Annotated in this window: 17 protein-coding genes; 8 read left to right on the forward strand and 9 right to left on the reverse strand. The window is 63.1% G+C overall.

Features of this window, described 5'->3' with window-relative positions; genetic code table 11:
• Positions 1-2: 2 nt before the first annotated feature.
• From QCE58_RS27300 to QCE58_RS27310, 3 genes are all read right to left on the reverse strand, one after another.
• Positions 3-3,203 (reverse strand): efflux RND transporter permease subunit, encoded by a 3,201-nt coding sequence (locus tag QCE58_RS27300; protein WP_008353078.1) that lies wholly within the window; start codon positions 3,201-3,203, stop codon positions 3-5.
• A 31-nt stretch (positions 3,204-3,234) separates the two neighbouring features.
• Positions 3,235-4,431 (reverse strand): efflux RND transporter periplasmic adaptor subunit, encoded by a 1,197-nt coding sequence (locus QCE58_RS27305; protein WP_175979449.1) that lies wholly within the window; start codon positions 4,429-4,431, stop codon positions 3,235-3,237.
• A gap of 81 nt (positions 4,432-4,512) precedes the next feature.
• Complete coding sequence (locus QCE58_RS27310) at positions 4,513-5,331, reverse strand: alpha/beta hydrolase (protein WP_008353075.1); 819 nt, start codon at positions 5,329-5,331, stop codon at positions 4,513-4,515.
• Between the two features lie 217 nt (positions 5,332-5,548).
• Here QCE58_RS27310 and QCE58_RS27315 point away from each other — a divergent pair, with 217 nt between their 5' ends.
• The 4 genes from QCE58_RS27315 (at position 5,549) to QCE58_RS27330 (ending at position 7,872) form a co-directional block, all read left to right on the forward strand.
• On the forward strand, positions 5,549-6,559 hold the full coding sequence (locus QCE58_RS27315) for a LysR family transcriptional regulator (protein WP_008353073.1): 1,011 nt from the start codon (positions 5,549-5,551) through the stop codon (positions 6,557-6,559).
• Positions 6,560-6,597: 38 nt separating this feature from the next.
• Positions 6,598-7,128 carry a GNAT family N-acetyltransferase gene (locus tag QCE58_RS27320; protein WP_008353072.1) on the forward strand — a complete coding sequence of 177 codons (531 nt, stop codon included), beginning with the start codon at positions 6,598-6,600 and terminating at the stop codon, positions 7,126-7,128.
• A gap of 189 nt (positions 7,129-7,317) precedes the next feature.
• The gene (locus tag QCE58_RS27325) at positions 7,318-7,689 is read left to right on the forward strand and encodes a DUF4148 domain-containing protein (RefSeq protein WP_008353071.1); all 372 of its coding nucleotides are present in this window, start codon (positions 7,318-7,320) and stop codon (positions 7,687-7,689) included.
• 33 nt (positions 7,690-7,722) lie between these two features.
• Positions 7,723-7,872, forward strand: coding sequence for a hypothetical protein (locus QCE58_RS27330; RefSeq protein ID WP_239294398.1), 150 nt, complete (start codon positions 7,723-7,725; stop codon positions 7,870-7,872).
• 45 nt (positions 7,873-7,917) lie between these two features.
• Here QCE58_RS27330 and QCE58_RS27335 read toward each other — a convergent pair whose 3' ends face one another.
• Complete coding sequence (locus tag QCE58_RS27335) at positions 7,918-10,440, reverse strand: adenosylcobalamin-dependent ribonucleoside-diphosphate reductase (RefSeq protein ID WP_250521730.1); 2,523 nt, start codon at positions 10,438-10,440, stop codon at positions 7,918-7,920.
• A 181-nt stretch (positions 10,441-10,621) separates the two neighbouring features.
• On the opposite strand from QCE58_RS27335, the gene mobB reads away from it, so the two are divergent.
• Entirely contained in the window at positions 10,622-11,146 is a 525-nt protein-coding gene (gene mobB / locus QCE58_RS27340) for a molybdopterin-guanine dinucleotide biosynthesis protein B (protein ID WP_008353068.1), read from the forward strand.
• Here the strand turns inward: mobB and QCE58_RS27345 are convergent.
• The 4 genes from QCE58_RS27345 to QCE58_RS27360 all read right to left on the reverse strand — a co-directional run bounded on the left by QCE58_RS27345 (position 11,143) and on the right by QCE58_RS27360 (position 14,673).
• Positions 11,143-11,343, reverse strand: coding sequence for a DUF2783 domain-containing protein (locus QCE58_RS27345; protein ID WP_033537076.1), 201 nt, complete (start codon positions 11,341-11,343; stop codon positions 11,143-11,145). The genes mobB and QCE58_RS27345 overlap by 4 nt on opposite strands.
• Before the next feature lie 8 nt (positions 11,344-11,351).
• Complete coding sequence (locus tag QCE58_RS27350; protein WP_250521731.1) at positions 11,352-13,031, reverse strand: FAD-dependent oxidoreductase; 1,680 nt, start codon at positions 13,029-13,031, stop codon at positions 11,352-11,354.
• A 288-nt stretch (positions 13,032-13,319) separates the two neighbouring features.
• Positions 13,320-14,102, reverse strand: coding sequence for an IclR family transcriptional regulator (locus QCE58_RS27355; RefSeq protein WP_250521732.1), 783 nt, complete (start codon positions 14,100-14,102; stop codon positions 13,320-13,322).
• A 61-nt stretch (positions 14,103-14,163) separates the two neighbouring features.
• Positions 14,164-14,673: a cupin domain-containing protein gene (locus QCE58_RS27360; RefSeq protein ID WP_250456845.1), complete on the reverse strand. Its 510-nt coding sequence runs from the start codon at positions 14,671-14,673 to the stop codon at positions 14,164-14,166.
• 88 nt (positions 14,674-14,761) lie between these two features.
• Here QCE58_RS27360 and QCE58_RS27365 point away from each other — a divergent pair, with 88 nt between their 5' ends.
• Both QCE58_RS27365 and QCE58_RS27370 read left to right on the forward strand, forming a co-directional pair.
• Positions 14,762-15,493: an ABC transporter substrate-binding protein gene (locus QCE58_RS27365; protein ID WP_250521733.1), complete on the forward strand. Its 732-nt coding sequence runs from the start codon at positions 14,762-14,764 to the stop codon at positions 15,491-15,493.
• A gap of 14 nt (positions 15,494-15,507) precedes the next feature.
• Positions 15,508-15,930 carry an N-acetyltransferase gene (locus tag QCE58_RS27370; RefSeq protein ID WP_008353060.1) on the forward strand — a complete coding sequence of 141 codons (423 nt, stop codon included), beginning with the start codon at positions 15,508-15,510 and terminating at the stop codon, positions 15,928-15,930.
• A gap of 50 nt (positions 15,931-15,980) precedes the next feature.
• Here the strand turns inward: QCE58_RS27370 and QCE58_RS27375 are convergent, their stop codons facing one another.
• Positions 15,981-16,670 carry a DJ-1/PfpI family protein gene (locus tag QCE58_RS27375; protein WP_250521734.1) on the reverse strand — a complete coding sequence of 230 codons (690 nt, stop codon included), beginning with the start codon at positions 16,668-16,670 and terminating at the stop codon, positions 15,981-15,983.
• 120 nt (positions 16,671-16,790) lie between these two features.
• Between QCE58_RS27375 and QCE58_RS27380 the strand changes: the two genes are divergently transcribed.
• Positions 16,791-17,777 carry a GlxA family transcriptional regulator gene (locus tag QCE58_RS27380; protein ID WP_008353055.1) on the forward strand — a complete coding sequence of 329 codons (987 nt, stop codon included), beginning with the start codon at positions 16,791-16,793 and terminating at the stop codon, positions 17,775-17,777.
• The last annotated feature ends 96 nt before the right edge of the window (positions 17,778-17,873 follow it).

Consider the following 17,873-nt stretch of genomic DNA (forward strand, 5'->3'; position numbering starts at 1 on the left):
CCTCACTGCGCTTCGACCGAAGCACCAATACCGCGCATCTGCGGATGCGTGCCGTGCTTGTCCGTTACGTGCTCGGTGCGCGAGAGCTTGCGCAGGATCACGTAGAACACCGGCGTCAGCATCAGGCCGAAGAGCGTCACGCCCAACATGCCGAAGAACACCGCCACGCCCATTGCATGACGCATTTCCGAACCCGCGCCCGTCGACAGCACGAGCGGCACCACACCCATGATGAACGCGATGGACGTCATCAGAATCGGGCGCAAACGCAGGCGGCTCGCTTCGATCGCGGCCTGCACGATCGTGCGGCCTTGCATCTCCAGTTCGCGTGCGAACTCGACGATCAGAATCGCGTTCTTCGCCGACAAGCCCACGAGCACCATCAAACCGATCTGCGTGAAGATGTTGTTGTCGCCATCGGTGAGCCATACGCCGACCAGCGCGGACAAAATACTCATCGGCACGATCAGAATGACCGCGAGCGGCAGCGTCAGGCTTTCATACAACGCGGCGAGCACGAGGAACACGAGCAGCACGCTGATCGGGAAGACCCACAGCGCAGCGTTGCCCGCGAGGATCTGCTGATACGTGAGATCGGTCCATTCGAACTTGATCCCGCGCGGCAGCACTTCGGCCGCGATGCGTTCCGCCGCCGCCTGCGCCTGGCCCGATGAATAGCCGGGCGCAGGACCGCCGTTGATATCGGCGGCGGTATAGCCGTTGTAGCGCACGACCATCTCCGGACCATACGTCGGCGTCACCTTCACGAGCGACGACAAGGGCACCATGTCGCCATTCGCGTTACGCGTCTTCAGCAAGCCGATGTCTTCCGGATTCGCGCGGAACGGCGCATCCGCCTGCACGCGCACCTGATACACGCGTCCGAAGCGATTGAAGTCGTTCACGTAGAGCGAGCCGAGATACACCTGCATCGTGTCGAACACGTCCGTCACCGAGACGCCCAGCTGCTTCGCCTTCACGCGATCCAGATCGACGTTCAATTGCGGCACGTTGATCTGATAGCTCGAGAACGTCGGTCCAAGCTCGGGCGTTTGCGATGCGCGCTTGATGAACGCCTGGGTCGCATCGGCGAGTGCCGCATAGCCGAGCGCGCCGCGATCTTCGAGCTGCATCTTGAAGCCGCCGAGCGTACCGAGACCGAGCACCGGCGGCGGCGGGAACACGGCGATGAACGAGCCCTTGATGCCCGCGTACTTCTGATTCAGCGCGCCGGCAATCGCGCCTGCGGACAGCGCCTTGTCATGCACGCGCTCCTTGAAGGGCTTCAGCGTGACGAACACGATGCCCGCGCTCGACGAGTTCGTGAAGCCATTCACCGACAAGCCCGGAAACTCCACCGCGCTTTCCACGCCCGGCTGCTTCAGCGCGATATCCGACATCTGACGGATCACGCCTTCCGTGCGATCGAGCGATGCGCCGTTCGGCAACTGCGCGAAGCTGATGAGGTACTCCTTGTCCTGCGCGGGCACGAAGCCGCCCGGCACGATCTTGCCCATCAGCACCGCGCCGCCGAGCAGCACGGCATACACGACCATCATCAATGCCTTGCGGTTGATGACGCTCTTCACGCCCTTGCCGTACGCATCCGAACCGCGATGAAAGACCTTGTTGAAGCCGCGGAAGAAGCCGCCGAACACGCGGTCCATGCCTCGCGTGAGCCAGTCCTTCGGCTCGTCGTGGCCTTTCAGCAGCAGCGCGGCGAGCGCCGGCGACAGCGTCAGCGAGTTGAAGGCCGAGATCACCGTCGAGATGGCGATGGTCATCGCGAACTGCTTGTAGAACTGGCCCGTGAGACCCGACATGAACGCGAGCGGCACGAACACGGCAACGAGCGTCAATGCAATCGCGATGATCGGCCCGCTCACTTCGCGCATCGCCTGATACGTCGCTTCTCTCGCCGATAACCCCGCTTCGATGTTGCGCTCGACGTTCTCGACGACCACGATCGCATCGTCGACGACGATACCGATCGCAAGCACCATCCCGAACAATGACAACGCGTTGATCGAGAATCCGAATGCAAGCAGCAGCGAGAATGTGCCGACGATCGACACCGGCACCGCGAGCAGCGGGATGATCGACGCGCGCCACGTTTGCAGGAACACGATCACGACGAGCACCACCAGCGCGATCGCCTCAGCGAGCGTGTGAATCACGGCTTCGATACTGGAGCGCACGAACTGTGTCGGGTCATAGACGATCTCGTATTCGAGACCCGCGGGCATGTCCGCCTTCAGTTCCTTCATCGTCTTGCGGACTTCGTCGGAAATCTGCAGCGAGTTCGCGCCCGGTTGCTGATTGATTGCGATTGCAACTGCCGACTTGTTGTCGAGCAACGAACGCAGACCATATTCCGATGCAGCCAGCTCGACGCGCGCGACATCGGAGAGATGCGTGACCGCGCCATCGGGCGACGTCTTCAGCACGATGTCGCGAAACTCCGACTCGTTCTGCAAGCGGCCGCGCGCATTCACGTTCAGTTGCAGCGGCACGTTCGGCAGCGTCGGCGATCCGCCGATCACGCCCGCCGCGACCTGCACGTTCTGCTCGCGGATCGCGTTGACGACATCGGTCGCGGTCATGCCGCGCTGCGCGACCTTTTGCGGATCGAGCCACACGCGCATCGAGTAATCGCCCGAGCCCCACAGCTGCACTTCGCCCACGCCCGCGATGCGTTCGAGCCGGTCCTTCACGTTGATCAGCGCGTAATTGCGCAGATACGTCATGTCGTAACGGCCGTTGGGCGAATTGAGGTGAACGACCATCGTCAGCGTCGGCGACGATTTGATCGTCGTCACGCCGAGACGCTGCACGTCCTGCGGCAGACGCGGCAATGCCTGGTTCACGCGGTTCTGCACGAGCTGCGTGTTCTTGTCCGGATCGGTGCCGAGCTTGAACGTTACGGTCGTCGTGAGATTGCCGTCGCTGTTCGCTTGCGACTGCATGTAGAGCATGTCCTCGACGCCGTTGATCTGCTCTTCGAGCGGCGAGGCCACGGTCTCCGCGATCACCTTCGGGTTTGCGCCGGGATACTGCGCATGCACGACGACCGAAGGCGGCACGACTTCCGGATATTCGGAGATCGGCAGCTTGAACATCGCGATGACACCCGCCAGCAGCACGACCACCGATAGCACGCCCGCAAAGATCGGGCGATCGATGAAAAATTTGGATATGTTCATGACGAGTTCTGTCTGTTGCGGATGACGCGCATCACTGTGCGGATGCCGTCTTCACGGCGGGCGCTTTGTCGTCGTCATTCATCGCGACGTTGTTGGCCTTGATCACATCGTTGGGACGCACGCGCTGCAGGCCGTTGACGACGATGCGCTCGCCCGGCTGCAAACCCTTCGAGATCACGCGCAGGCCTTCATGCGTCTGACCCAGCGTGACTTCGCGATACTGCACGCGGTTGTCCTTGTCGACGACCATCACGTACTTCTTGTCCTGATCGGTGCCGATCGCTTCGTCTTCCACGAGCACGGCCGGATGCGGCGAGCCGCCGCCGACCTTCACGCGTGCATAGAGCCCGGGCACGAGCGTGCCGTCGGGATTGTTGAAGCGGGCACGCACGCGGATGGTGCCGGACGTCGTATCGAGCCGGTTATCGACGGAATCGACGACGCCTTCGCGCGAATAGCCATCTTCGTTCGCGAGACCGAGCGACACCGGCACCGTGCTGCCCGCATCGCGGCCGAGATAGCGCAGATACGTTTGTTCATCGACATCGAAGGATGCGTAGATCGGCGATACGGAAACAAGCGTCGTGAGCAAAGGCGCGTTCGCCCCCGTCGACACGATGTTGCCCACAGTAAGTTCCGCGCGCGACACGCGGCCCGACACCGGCGCGACGATATGCGTGTACGCGAGATTGATCTTCGCGGCTTCGAGCGCAGCCTGCGCGGCCTTCAGGTTGGCGACGGCCTCGCGCGCAGCGTTCTGTTTCTCGTCGTAATCGCGCTTGGCGATCGCGTTGTCGGCGAGCAGACGTTCGGCGCGCGCCGCATCCGTCGACGTATAACCATTGCGCGCCTGCGCCGCCGCGAGCTGCGCCTGAGCGCGGTCCACTTCGGCTTCGTAAGGACGCGGATCGATCGTAAAGAGCGCATCGCCCTTCTTCACGAGCTGGCCGTCCTTAAAATGCACCGCGACGATCGTGCCGGGAACGAGCGGACGAATGTCGACGTGATCGACCGCTTCGAGCCTGCCCGAATAGCTTTGCCAGTCGGTGATGGTCTTCGACACGACCGCTGCGACGTCCACTTCCGTTGCAGTCGGGCTGTGCGCGGCGGCTTTGGCTTCGTTGATCGCCGAATCGCCGTGGCCGCGCAAGGCGGTATAACCGCCCGCGCCGGCGACGATCAGCACCGCGCCTAGCGCGGCGTAGATGCGTTTGCGAGTGAATGACATGGTGAAGGCTCCGGTTAGCGTTGAGATTGTTGTTGTGTGATGCGTGGCTGGCGTGCCGAATCTTGCGGTTATCTTTCGCGCTTACTTCGCGCGTGCGAGGCGCTTCCTGAAGAACGCGACGACATCCGCGAGCGCTTCGGGATGCGCGGCGAGCGCCTGGTGCGAGGTCTTGCAATGACGCGTGACTTCGGTCGGCACACCCGCTGCGATCAATTCGCCCGCGTATTTCTCGGCCTCGATATGCAGCAGATCGTGCTCGGCGCTCGCGATCATCGCGGGCGGCAATCCGCCGAGACGTCGCGATTCGAGCGGCGCGGCGTACGGATGCAGACGTTGCGACGGATTCGGCAGATACGCGCGATACCACTGCGCGCATTCGCATGCTTCGAAATCGGGGCACAGCACTTTGCGTTCGTCGGCGAGGCGCGTCATGCTCGGGTCGAGCAACGGCGCGAGCAGCGCTTGCGCGGACATGCGAATATCGCCGCGATCGCGCGCGATGGCCGCGACGCAGGTCGCGAGATTGCCGCCCGCGTCATGGCCCACGACGCCGATGCGCTGCGGGTCCGCGCGCTGCGAACGCGCATGCGCGACGGCCCATTGCGCGGCGCGATAGCCGTCTTCGGGCGCGGCGGGAAACGGAAACTTCGGCGCGAGCGAATAGCCGACGGACACGACCCACGCGGGTGTATCGCGCGCGATCGTCGCTGCTGCGATATCCGCGTCGTCGAGTCCGCCGCGAATGAATCCGCCGCCGTGGAAGTAAAGAACGATGGGCAGGATCGTGCCGTCCGATGCGGGACGATAGCTGCGCAGCGTGATCGGCTGCGCGTGTCCCGTGATGTGCACATCTTCGATGCACAAGCGCGGACTCGACTCCAGATCCAACAGTGTTGCCATGGTTATTCTCGGTGCGAGGCCCATGCTGCAAGGCCTTCACGCATAAGTTGCGATGCTGCGAATTCTGGAGGCCGCGCCTTTTTTAATAAATGCCTATAATCCGGCAACACAATTCGGTCGCACCGAACAATCGTGGTTATCCCTCGCGATTGTTCTTCCGTCATTCTTTAGCGCGCGCTTAAATAGTTGCATCGCTAAGTAAAGAAGGTGAGAGAACATGGATCGGCTTCAGGCAATGCAGGTCTTCACTCGCGTCGTCGACACCAACAGCTTTTCCCGCGCAGCGGACACGCTCAATCTGCCGCGCGCCTCGGTCACGACGATCATCCAGAATCTGGAAGCGCATCTGAACGTGCGGCTGCTTCAGCGCACGACGCGCAGGCTCAATCTCACGCCGGACGGCGCAGCGTATTACGAGCGCTGCGTACGCATCCTCGCGGACATCGAAGAAGCGGAAGGCTCGTTTTCGAACAACGGGAAGGGCCCGCACGGCAAGTTGCGCGTGGACATGCCCGGCGCGATCGGGCGGCTCATCGTGATGCCGCAGCTATGCGATTTCCACACGCGCTATCCGGAAGTCGAACTGATGATGGGCTTCGGCGACAAGCCGGTCGATCTGATTCAGGAAGGCGTCGATTGCGTGATTCGCGTGGGCACGCTGCAGGATTCGAGTCTCGTCGCGCGCCGCATCGGCGTGTTTCAGGGCGTGACGGTGGCCGCGCCCCAATATCTGGAACGCAACGGCACGCCGAAAACCATCGACGATTTGCAAAATCACACGGCGGTGAATTATTTTTCGAGCCGCACGGGCCGCATCATGGACATGGATTTCGTCGTCGACGATGAAACCATCGAAGTGAAGATGCGCGGCATGATCGCGGTGAACGACGCCGAAGCGTATCTGAGCTGCGGCCTGAAGGGCGTCGGCATCATCCAGGTGCCGCGCTTCATGGCGCTGCCGCATCTGCGCGCGGGCGAGCTCATCGAAGTGCTGCCGCAATGGAATCCGCTGCCGATGCCTATTTCCGCGGTGTATCCGCATAACCGGCATCTGTCGCCGAAGGTGCGCGTGTTCGTCGACTGGGCCGCGGAGTTGTTCGAGCGCTGCCCGTTGCTGCAAGGTCAGAAGGATGCAGAGGAACGCTGCCTGCCGACGAGCACGCCGTCGCCGACCATCGTGCGGCATGGCACGCCGGAAGTCGCGGGCACCGAGGACATAGTTGCATAGCTAAGCATCTGCCGAGAGGCGGCCACGGAAAACAAATCATGAACAATGAGATTACCGTGCGCCGCCTCGGCGCGAATGAAGTCACGCGGTATATCGAAGCGCTGGCGGACGTGCTCATCGATTGCGTCGAAGGCGGTGCGTCGGTCAGTTTCATGTTGCCTATTTCGCGCGCGACCGCCGTCGAATTCTGGACGCGCGTCGCCAATGGCGTCGTGCGCAACGAACGCATCCTGCTCGTTGCAGAGAGCGCGGACGGGCATGTGCTCGGCACGGTGCAGGTCGTCATCGATCAGCCGGAAAATCAGCCGCATCGCGCCGATATCGCGAAGATGCTCGTCGCGCGCCGCGCGAGACGCCGCGGCATTGCACAGCATCTGATGAGCGCCGCCGACGATGCCGCGCGTGCAGCCGGCAAGTCCGTTCTCGTGCTCGATACCGTCACCGGCGGCGATGCAGAACGTCTCTACCAACGCGCCGGATGGCAGCGTGTCGGCGTCGTGCCGAACTACGCCTTGATGCCCGACGGCACGCTCTGCGGGACTACGTTCTTCCATAAGCAGCTTGCCTAGCGCGCCCTGCAAACGCCCACGCATCAAGCCTCTGCGCGATTATTCGCCGAAATCGATAAATCTATTCGCTGATACGGCATTTATCCACCGGTATCGCGCGGCTACATTCAATCCCAACGCAGCACGCTCAACGCCGAATGCAATCCGCATTTGCCCGCACGCTGCATCGGAATGAAAGGAGTCGCAAGCATGAAACAACTCATCACGGGGTTTTCTCTCGCAGCCATCTCCGCCGTCGTCACGACGACCGCTTTCGCGGAGAGCGGCCAGGGCATCGGCCACGCAGGCACGTATCAGGTTCAGACGCAAACTCAGGCCAATGCGAGCGATACGCCCAAGACACGAGCGCAAGTGCGTGCCGAACTCGCGGCCGCGTACTCGAACGGCTCGTTGCCGGCATTGAATCGCAACACGTATCCGGATCGCAGCATGTGGGGCGATGCCATCGCCGCGCAAAGCGATCAACGCGCACGCGATGCGGCGCAAGCGGAAGCGCGCAATCGCGGGATCGTCGAATACGCCAATGGCTCGGCGACGCAAGGCAACGTGATCGCGCGTTGATTGCGCGATCGGCAAAAGAATCAAGAGGTCATCATGTTCGAAAACACGTCGCTCGATCAGTTCTCGCTTCTCGACGAACTGCCAACGCTCACGCCGGTGTGGCATCCGTTCACGCAGCACAGCGCGCATGAACCGGGCGTTGCACAAGATACGAAGCAGGACAGCACTGAACGCTCGCATTGAGCGTGACAGGAAGGCGCGGACGAATGCCCGCGCCTTTTTTTCAACTCAACCGCACGCGCCGATTTCGCCGCATGCCGTGCAGAAGTCGCAGCCGTCCTTGCGGATCACTGCATTGGCGCAGCATGTCGCACATTTACGGCCGTGCATCAGGGGCAGGCTATGTGGATCGATTTCGCCTTGCGCGGCACCTTCGGATATGTCATCGCGTTCATCGGCTACAGCTACCGGATGCGGCGCGCGATCGGCGCCCTTGCGCGCAAGCACGCGCGACGGTACCTGGTTGCCTTCTGCATCGAGAAAACCGCGTCGATGAAGAATCTGCTGGATCGCATACGCTAGCGCGGCCACTTCCGAATCGTGCCAGCGCGGACTGCGATGTCCGTCGAGCCTTTCGACATCGCCGAGACGCACTTGTCCGCGATCCCACGACACTTTACGCATGTCCTGAAGCGTGCGCGCCGCGAAGCCGCCGCGCGCGGCCAGCGAGATCGAACGCATCGTCGCCGTGATCCATTGCTGTGATTCGTCGCGCTGCCCGGTGGGAATGAAGAACTCGATGGGCCGTTCGATCGTCACGTCCTCGCCGCCGATGCGCCCCGTCACTTCGATGAACGACACCGCCAGATAGAGCGACTTCTTGCCCGCCTGCGTCAGATACTCGACCTTCTCGATGATCGCAGGCAGCTCTCCTTTGGGCCGATGATCGATCGCGATGCGCAACGGATCGAGATCGAGCTCGGGGTCCGGCGAATCGCTCGGCGTTTCGGCAGGCGCGACGGACAGCACCGCGCCCAGCGTCTCGTTGGGCCGATACGTTGCAAGCCCTTTCAAGCCGCGCCGCCACGCTTCGAAATAGAGATCCTGAAACTTGTCGAACGGATAATCGGCGGGCACATTGACGGTCTTCGAGATCGACGTATCGACGAAAGGCTGCACCGCCGCCATCATTTCCATGTGATCGTGCGCGGACATGTCCAGCGCGCTCACGAAGTAGTCGGGCAACGCATTCACATCGCCGCCCATCTCGCGATACAGCCGGTATGCGTGATCTTCGACAGCGAAGGTCTGACGCGAACCGTCGGCCATGCGCTTCGTGCGCTGATACGTCCACGAGAACGCGGGCTCGATGCCATTCGATGCGTTGTCCGCGAACGCGAGGCTCACGGTGCCTGTCGGCGCGATCGAAAGCAGATGGCTGTTGCGAATGCCGTGCTCGCGAATCGCACGCTTGATGTCATCTGGCAAGCGCGAGGCGAACGTGCCCTCTTGCAGATAATGCTTCGCATCGAAAAGCGGAAACTTGCCGCGCTCCTTCGCGAGCTCGACGGATGCGCGATATGCTTCGTCGCGCATCGTGCGTGCGACGCGCGTAGCGAAATCGCGGCCCGCCTGCGCGTCATAGCGCAAACCGAGCATCACGAGCGTATCGCCGAGGCCCGTAAAGCCCACGCCGATGCGCCGCTTCGCCGCCGCTTCGCGCGCCTGTTCTTCGAGCGGCCAGAGCGTGACGTCGAGCACGTCGTCGAGAAAACGCACTTGGGTGCGCGTCGTGCGCGCGAGGCCGTCCCAGTCGAACGACGGCGCGCCGCCACGCATCTGCGCAAACGGATCGTGCACGAAGCGCGTGAGATTGAGCGGGCCGAGATTGCAGCAACCGTATGCGGGCAGCGGCTGCTCGCCGCATGGATTGGTCGCGCGGATCGACTCGATCGCGCGCAGGTTGTTGTCATCGTTCATGCGCGACATGAACACGACGCCCGGCTCCGCGACATCGTAGGTCGAGCGCATGATCGTGTTCCACACTTCGCGCGCCTGCACTTCGCGATAGACCCACAAGCCATCATCGCGCTGATGCATGTCCGCGGCTGCGCGTTGCGCGGGCGATGGCTCGGCCTTGTGCACGAGCTGCCACGACGCGTCGTCGGCGACGGCCTGCATGAACTCGTCCGTCACCGCGATCGATACGTTGAAATTGTTCCAGCGTCCTTTCGTGTGCTTCGCCGCGATGAATTCGAGCAGATCGGGATGCGTGCAGTCGAGAATGCCCATTTGCGCACCGCGCCGCGCGCCGGCGCTTTCGACCGTGCGGCACGATGCATCGAATACATCCATGTAGCTGCATGGGCCTGACGCCGCCGATCCGGTTGAATGCACACGCGCGCCTCGCGGACGTATGGCGGAAAAGTTATAGCCGACGCCGCCGCCGCGACGCATCGTCTCGGCCGCTTGCAACAGCGCGACGTAGATGCCCGGCAAGCCGTTGCTATCGACGCCCTGTATCGCATCGCCGACCGGCTGCACGAAACAGTTGATGAGGGTCGCATCGATGCCCGCGCCCGCCGCGCTCATGATGCGCCCCGCGCCTAGCGCGCCGCGCTTGAAGTTATCGACGAACTCCGCTTCGATCTTCGCGCGCGTTTCTTCAGGCTCGGCCCGCGCGACACCGCGCGCCACGCGGCGATAAATATCGTCGACGCGAGTCTCGTCGCCCTTGGCGTATTTTTCGAGCATCACGTCGATGGAAAACTGCTGCGGTGCGATAGCGGTGCTGGGATTGTCTTCGGCCATGTCGGTTCCTTGAATCACTGAGGCGGCAGGCGTCGGGGTCGGAAACCCGCTATGCGCCGACGCGTTCCGCCGCAAAGGCAATGCCCGACGATAGCGCGATTTCTCCCCGCTCGCCATCGAGCCGTTAAACTCGCTTGATCGAAACCAGAACAATCAGCCGACCATTCGCATGAACTCGCGCATGAACTCGCGTCATCCGCCGCTCTTCGGCATCTCGGGCCGCTCGGGCCAAGGCAAGACCACGTTGATCGAAGCGCTTCTGCCGTGGCTGCGCGCACGCGGCGTCACCGTCAACGTCATCAAGCACAGTCATCATTCGATCGAGCTCGAACCGCCCGGCAAGGACAGCGCGCGCTTTCGTCGCGCGGGCGCGGGAGAAGTGTTGATCGCATCGCCGTACCGCTATGCGATCGTGCGCGAGTTGAATGGCGACGCAGAGCCGCCGCTGAGCGAACTGGCCGCGCGACTCAGTGACGCAGACCTCGTGATCGTCGAAGGATTCGCGCGCGAAACAATGCCGCGCCTCGAAGTCGTGCGGCCCTCGGCGGGCCGCGATCCGCTTTACAAGAGCGATGTAGAGATAGTTGCAATCGCAACCGATGATGCCGCCGCCCTCGATTCAAACTTGCCGAAGCTCGATCTGAACGACATCGCGAGCATCGGCGCGTTCATTTGCGAGCGCATGGGCATCGCGCTGAACGACTAGTTCGCGGCGAGGCCCTGACGCGCCATCGCGAGCGCTTCTTTCAACACTTCGTTATCGCCGATGTGATTCGCGAGCAGCAACACGAGCTTTGCGTTGAGCATGTGGCTGGCTTCGTCGGAGAGGCCGTTGTGCGTGTCGATGAGGCGCTCGTAGAACGCATCGTGATCGGCGATATTCAGTTCGAGATTGAGCTTCATACGATTCATCATCCGTTGCAGGTTGCACGCTTGACCGCAGCCGTCACCGATGCGGCATCGAAGGCACGCCAGCGCGCGCATACGTGCTGATCGGGACGCAGCAGATAGAACGTGCCGGGTCGCGCGTCGAAGCGATGCGCGACCATGCCTTCCACATCTTCCACGACCGTCACGCCGGGCACGGTACACATCATGCCTCGCGGCACGACGACGAGCGCATGAACCGGAAGCCGCCCGTTCGACAAAGCAGCCAGACTTTGCGCGCAGACTTCCGGGCCGTGTCCGAGCCCGCAGAAATAGATGCCCGTGAATGCGCTGCCGTGCGTCTGCGGCAACAGCCATGCGTCGCGGTCATCGACGCGCACGGGCGCATCGACGCACGGCGCGCCGGGAATCATCGCGCAATTGAAGGCGTCGCCTTCCTTGTCGGGCGTATTGAGTGTCGAGTCGCGCAGCACCGCGGGCACCGAGAGCCGTCCACTGTTCGCCATGCGTCTTGCGAACGCGCAGTCCCTCGCGAGATTGAGCGTCGCATCGCGAAAGAGCCTCGAAACGGCGCTCTTCGGCGTGATGAAGTCGGTGGCGCGCGTCGAGTTGAGGATGTTTTCGTCGGCGGCGTATTCGCGCTCGGATGCGTAGGTGTCGAGCAGCGTATGCGGCGCATCGCCGTTCACGACCAGCTTCAGTTTCCAAGCGAGATTGTCCGCATCCTGCACGCCGCTGTTGGCGCCGCGCGCACCGAACGGCGACACGCCATGCGCGGAATCGCCCGCGAAGATGATGCGTCCGTGCCTGAAGTCGTCCATACGCAAACAGGAGAACGTGTAGACGCTCACCCATTCGAGTTCGAATTCGGCGTCTTCGCCAAGCAACGCCTTCACGCGCGGAATCACACGCTCGGGCTCTTTTTCCGCGACCGGGTCCGCGTCCCAGCCGAGCTGAAAATCGATGCGCCATACATTGTCCGGCTGACGATGCAGCAGCACCGACTGATTGCGATGGAACGGCGGATCGAACCAGAACCAGCGTTCGGTCGGGAACGGCGCCTTCATCTTCACGTCGGCGATCAGGAAGCGGTCCTTGAACGTGCGGCCGTGGCTGTCCAGACCGAGAAGCTTGCGCATCGCGCTGCGAGAACCATCGGCGGCCACCACGTAGCGCGCCTTGAGCGGATACGCGCCATCCGGCGTTTCGACTTGCAGTTCGACGTGATCCTCGTGCTGCGTCACGCCGGTCACGTTGCTCTTCCAGCGCAGTTGCAATGGCTCCAGTTGCATCGCGCGTTCGGCGAGAAAGCCTTCGACGTAGTACTGCTGCAGGTTGATGAACGCGGGTCGCGAATGGCCGGTTTCCGGCAGAAGATTGAACGTGTAGACAAGCTCATCCTGCAGAAATACCTTGCCGACATTCCAGCTCACGCCCTTCTCGATCATCCTGTCGCCGCACCCCAGGCGATCGAAGATTTCCAGCGTGCGCTTGGCGAAGCAGATCGCGCGCGAGCCGCTCGACACGGTGTCGTCGTTATCGAGCAGCACGGTACGCACGCCCTGCTGCGCGAGATCGATGGCCGTGGCCAGTCCGACCGGACCTGCGCCGACTATCGCAACGGGATACGGCGACGACGCGGGCGCATCGTGATCGGGCGCGCGTTCATAGTCGAAGCGCAGAGAGGCGTAGTTCACGGACATTCGGTCGTCTCCATCGTCGAGTCGCTTTCGTCTGACAGGACTCGGTCGGCTCGGGCGCGAATCACTTCGCTTTCGGTTAGTTGTTCATCATTGTACAAGCCGTTTTACAGTGTTGAATTTAGGTTTACCCGAATGCCACGGACGAGCGCTTGCATCCGCTTACGGTTTCTTCAAGGTACGCCCGTTCACGGGAATGCGGCGTGCAAACGCAGCAAAGCCCATATGGACTTCAGAGGATGAAAAGTGAATGCCGGGGCACTGGCGCCCCGTTTGATCGCGCGACTTCGATCAGACTGCGACGAAGCCGAGCATCTTCGATACGCGCTGCGCGCACGCGTGCAGCGCCGTCGCCATGTCGCCGTTCCACGCGCCGTCGAACGATCCGCTCGGGCCGATCGCCGTGATCGCGAGCACGATATTGCGCGTGTGATCGAAGACCGGCGCGCTCATCGCGCTGATGCCCGCGACGGGCTCGTCGATCGCCCGCGCGATGCCGTGCTCGCGCACTTCGGCGAGCATCGCGTCGGTTTGCGCACGCGTGTAGTCGCGCCGTTGCGCGCCGACCTGCAACGCGCCCGCACGCTCGATGGCGACGAGCGCTTCGACGGTCATCGGCGGCAGATAAGCCGCGAATGCGCGGCCCGTCGCCGTCTGCAGCAACGACATCACCGTGCCCGTACGCATCGTGACGTGGATGGGCACGCTCGCCTGCTGGATGTGAACGATGGTCGGTCCATAGCTGCCCGCAGTCGCGAGCGCGACGGTATGCTCGATGCGGGGCGTCACGTTCGCTACTTCCGCAATCGCGAGGCGCACCGGATCAACGCGCTGCAGACTGATCAGACCCATTTGCAGCGCGAACGGCCCGAGTTCATAGCGGCCCGTCGCGGGATCCTGCTGAATCAGGCCGAGATTGCCGTAAGACACGAGATAAGGATGCGCCTTCGCCGACGGCATGCCGGCTTTCTTCGCGAGATCGCCGAGCAGCATCGGGCCGCCGTGGTCCACGAGCGCGCGCAAAAGCGCTCCGCCTACTTCGATCGATTGAATCCCGCGGCGCACTGCGCTCATGCCTGACCTTGTGTTGTTGTCCACGATGCGCGCGATGATAACCGCACTCGCGTGCGTACCGTCATACTTCGGGGTTCAGGCGCTCTATCAATTCGCGATGTTGCGGATAGCGCGCCTCCAGCGTGCCCGGCACGGCCAGTTCGAACTCGCTGAACTCGAAACCCGGCGCCACCGTGCAGCCGACGAGCGATACGCCTTCTCTATCGTGACATTCCGCCGCGAACCAGTCGCCCGCTTCGACGACGGTCTGAAACACGGCATCGGCACGATCGAGCGCATTGCCGAGCCGATGCGTGACTAGCGTTCGGTTCGCTTTGAGCACATGCACGTCGATCGGATCGCCTGCGTAGAAGTGCCAGACTTCATCGGAGCGAATGCGATGCCATGCCGAATGCGCGCCATCGCAAAGCAAAAAGTAGATCGCGGTGGACGCCGAACGCGTTTCGCGTTCGTTCTCGCGCACGACGTTGCCGCTCGCGCGATACGTCTCGCGAAAGAAGCCGCCTTCGGGATGCGGCTCGAGCTTCAGACGCCGAATGATTTCGCTGCTGTCGATGCGTTCGCGTTGCATGTCGTTCCTTTGGCAGAGCGGTTGCGGTTCGCGTATTCTGCATCGGATTGCTCGTATCGCCATGCTCTTCAACTCATCGACCAACACCATGACTCTTTCTTCTTCCTTGCTCAACGCTTTCGCGCCGACCGGCACGCTGCGCGCGTCGATCAATCTCGGCAATCCGATCCTCGCGCATCGCACCGACAGCGGCGAGCCGGGCGGCGTATCGGTGGACATCGCGCGCGAGCTGGCGTCGCGGCTCGGCGTGCCTGTCGCCTTCACGTCGTTCGACCGGGCCGCCGAATCGGTCGAAGCCGTCACGAACGAAAGCGCGGACGTCGGCTTCTTCGCGATCGATCCGCTGCGCGGTGCGGGCATCGCGTTCACCGCGCCGTACGTGCTGATCGAAGGCTGTTATCTCGTGCGCGAGGCATCGCCGCTCACGCGCAATGAAGATGTGGATCGCGAAGGCAATCGCATCATGGTCGGCAAGGGCAGCGCGTATGACCTCTTTCTCACGCGCGAGATCAAGCATGCGCAGATCGTACGCACGGCGTCGTCGCAGGCCGTCGTCGAAGCATTCCTGCATGACGGTCTTGAAATTGCGGCGGGCGTGAAGCAGCAACTCGAAGCCGACGCGTCACGCACGCCCGGACTGCGCCTGCTCGACGGACGCTTCATGGTGATCCAGCAGGCGATGGGCTTGCCGAAGCGCCGCGGCGACGAAGCCGCGCTTTATCTGCGCGACTTCGTGGAGGATGTGAAGCGCTCGGGCTTCGTCGCCGCTGCGCTTGCACGGCACGGTATCAAGGGGGCATCGGTTGCCCCGGCAGCGTAATCGCTCACGCGTCGATGAACGCCGGCGTCACGCTCGCCATCACCGACTGGATCGACGCGACGTTCGAGCGCGACGTCGCGGGCGGGCTTGCCGCGTTCAATCGCGCGCAACTCGGGCCGAGCCATCAACGCGATCTGGCGGTGTCGCTCTATCGCGATGACGACTTTCTGGGCGGGCTCGCAGGCTACACGGCGTGGGACTGGCTCTTCGTGAAATGGCTGTGGATACGCGAGGACGCGCGCGGCGCCGGACTCGGCGCACGCGCGCTCGAAGCCGCCGAAAGCGAAGCAAAAAAACGAGGATGCCGCGCCGCGTGGCTCGATACGGTCAACCCCGCAGCGCGCGCCCTCTACGCGCGCTGTGGTTACGAGCTTTTCGGCGAACTCGCGGATTTTCATGCGGGTCAGCCGCGCTACTTCATGCAAAAGCGCTTCTAGTCATTTGGCGTTTTGCATTTCGCATGCATGAGACCAAAGCGCATTTTGAATTAAGCATGCGATTTCAGCCGTTCCGCGACACGCGCCGTGATCGCACTGCGCGCGGCCAGCGACGGCGCGCAACGCTCGCGCACATCGTTCGCGACCGCGGCGGGCGCGCGCGCCGGATCGCCCGAGTCGAACGGCGGCGCCGGCGCGTATTCCATCTGCAATTGAATCGCCTGCGCTTCGTGCTCGCCGACGAGTTCGGCCGCGAGCGTCAGCGCGAAATCGATGCCCGCCGTGATGCCGCCGCCCGTGAACAGGTTGCCGTCGCGCACGACGCGCTCGTGCACCGGAATCGCGCCCAAATCCGGGAGCAGATCGTGATACGCCCAGTGCGTCGTTGCGCGCCTGCCGCGCAAAAGCCCCGCCGCGCCGAGCACGAGCGAGCCGGTGCAAACCGAGGTCACGTAGCGCGCGCCCGCCGCCTGTTCGCGGAGGAAGGCGAGCGTTTCCTCGTCTTCCATCAGATCGCCGACGCCTGAACCGCCCGGCACGCACAGCACATCGAGCGCGGGGCAATCCGCGTAGGTCACGTCGGGCGTCAGGATCATGCCGGCGCTCGACCGGACGGGCTCGCGCGTCTTCCAGACGAGATGCACCTTCGTGTCGGCCATGTGCGCGAACACGTCGTAGGGGCCGGTCATGTCGAGTTGCTGCACGCGAGGAAACAGCAACAGGCCGATATGTAGCGTCATCGTTTTCTCCTTGATCGAGCGTGTTTTTCGTGTGGACGAACCGATGCTACGCCGCTACGCTATGGCGAACTCGACACATAACCCACGTTTTACGCCAACTTGTCTTTCGTGGAAAACGCCATGCGAACCATCGACGTGCTCGCCTTCCCCAACGTGCAGTTGCTCGACGTCGCGGGCCCGTTGCAGGTGTTCGCGTCCGCCAACGACCTGGCGGTCGCGGCGGGCTTGCAGCGGCCGTATCAGCCGCGCGTGGTTGCGCGGGGCGGCACGGTGAACGCGTCGGCGGGACTGGGGCTCGTCGGCGAGGCATTGCCCGATGCGAGCGAAGCGTGCGACACGCTGATCGTCGCGGGCGGCTGGGGCGTGCACGAAGCGGTGCACGACCGCGAACTGGTCGATTGGGTGCGCGCGCGTTCGGCGCACGCGCGGCGCACGGCGTCCGTTTGCACGGGCGCGTTTCTGCTTGCCGCCGCCGGCCTTCTCGACGAACGCCGCGCCGTGACGCACTGGACGCGCTGCGGGGAACTCGCCACGCGCTTCCCGGCGATCCACGTCGAGCCCGATCCGATCTTCATCCGCGACGGCGACGTATGGACATCCGCGGGCGTCACGGCGGGCATCGACCTGTCGCTTGCGCTCGTCGAAGACGATCTCGGCCGCGCGCTCGCGCTCGACGTCGCGCGCCATCTCGTCGTGTTCCTCAAGCGCCCCGGCGGGCAGGCGCAGTTCAGCGCGGCGCTGTCGTTGCAGAAGTCGGGCGAACGTTTCGGCGAGCTGCACGCGTGGATCGCTGAAAATCTCGCGGCGGATCTTTCGGTCGGCGTGCTTGCCGCGCGTGTCGGCATGAGCGAGCGCAGCTTCGTGCGCCATTACCGCGCGCAAACCGGCATGACGCCCGCGCGCTCGATCGAACGCATGCGCCTCGAAGCCGCGCGCCGCCTGCTCGGCGATACGGCGCTTCCCGTAAAGCGCATCGCCGCGCGCTGCGGATTCGGCACCGAGGAAACGATGCGGCGCGGTTTTCTGCGTTCGCTGGGCGTGTCGCCGCAGGCGTATCGCGAGAGATTTACCGGGCACGATCGCGTCGAAACCGCGCATCCGGCATGAATGCCCGTATGCATTGCGGCACGAGCGGCTTTTTTTGAACCGCATGCTCAAGGCTGTATGCTCCGTGCCGTTACCCATATAGAGCCTTTGCTTGTT

Source organism: Caballeronia sp. LZ028 (assembly GCF_031451415.1).
GTDB classification, from domain to species: Bacteria; Pseudomonadota; Gammaproteobacteria; order Burkholderiales; family Burkholderiaceae; genus Caballeronia; species Caballeronia zhejiangensis.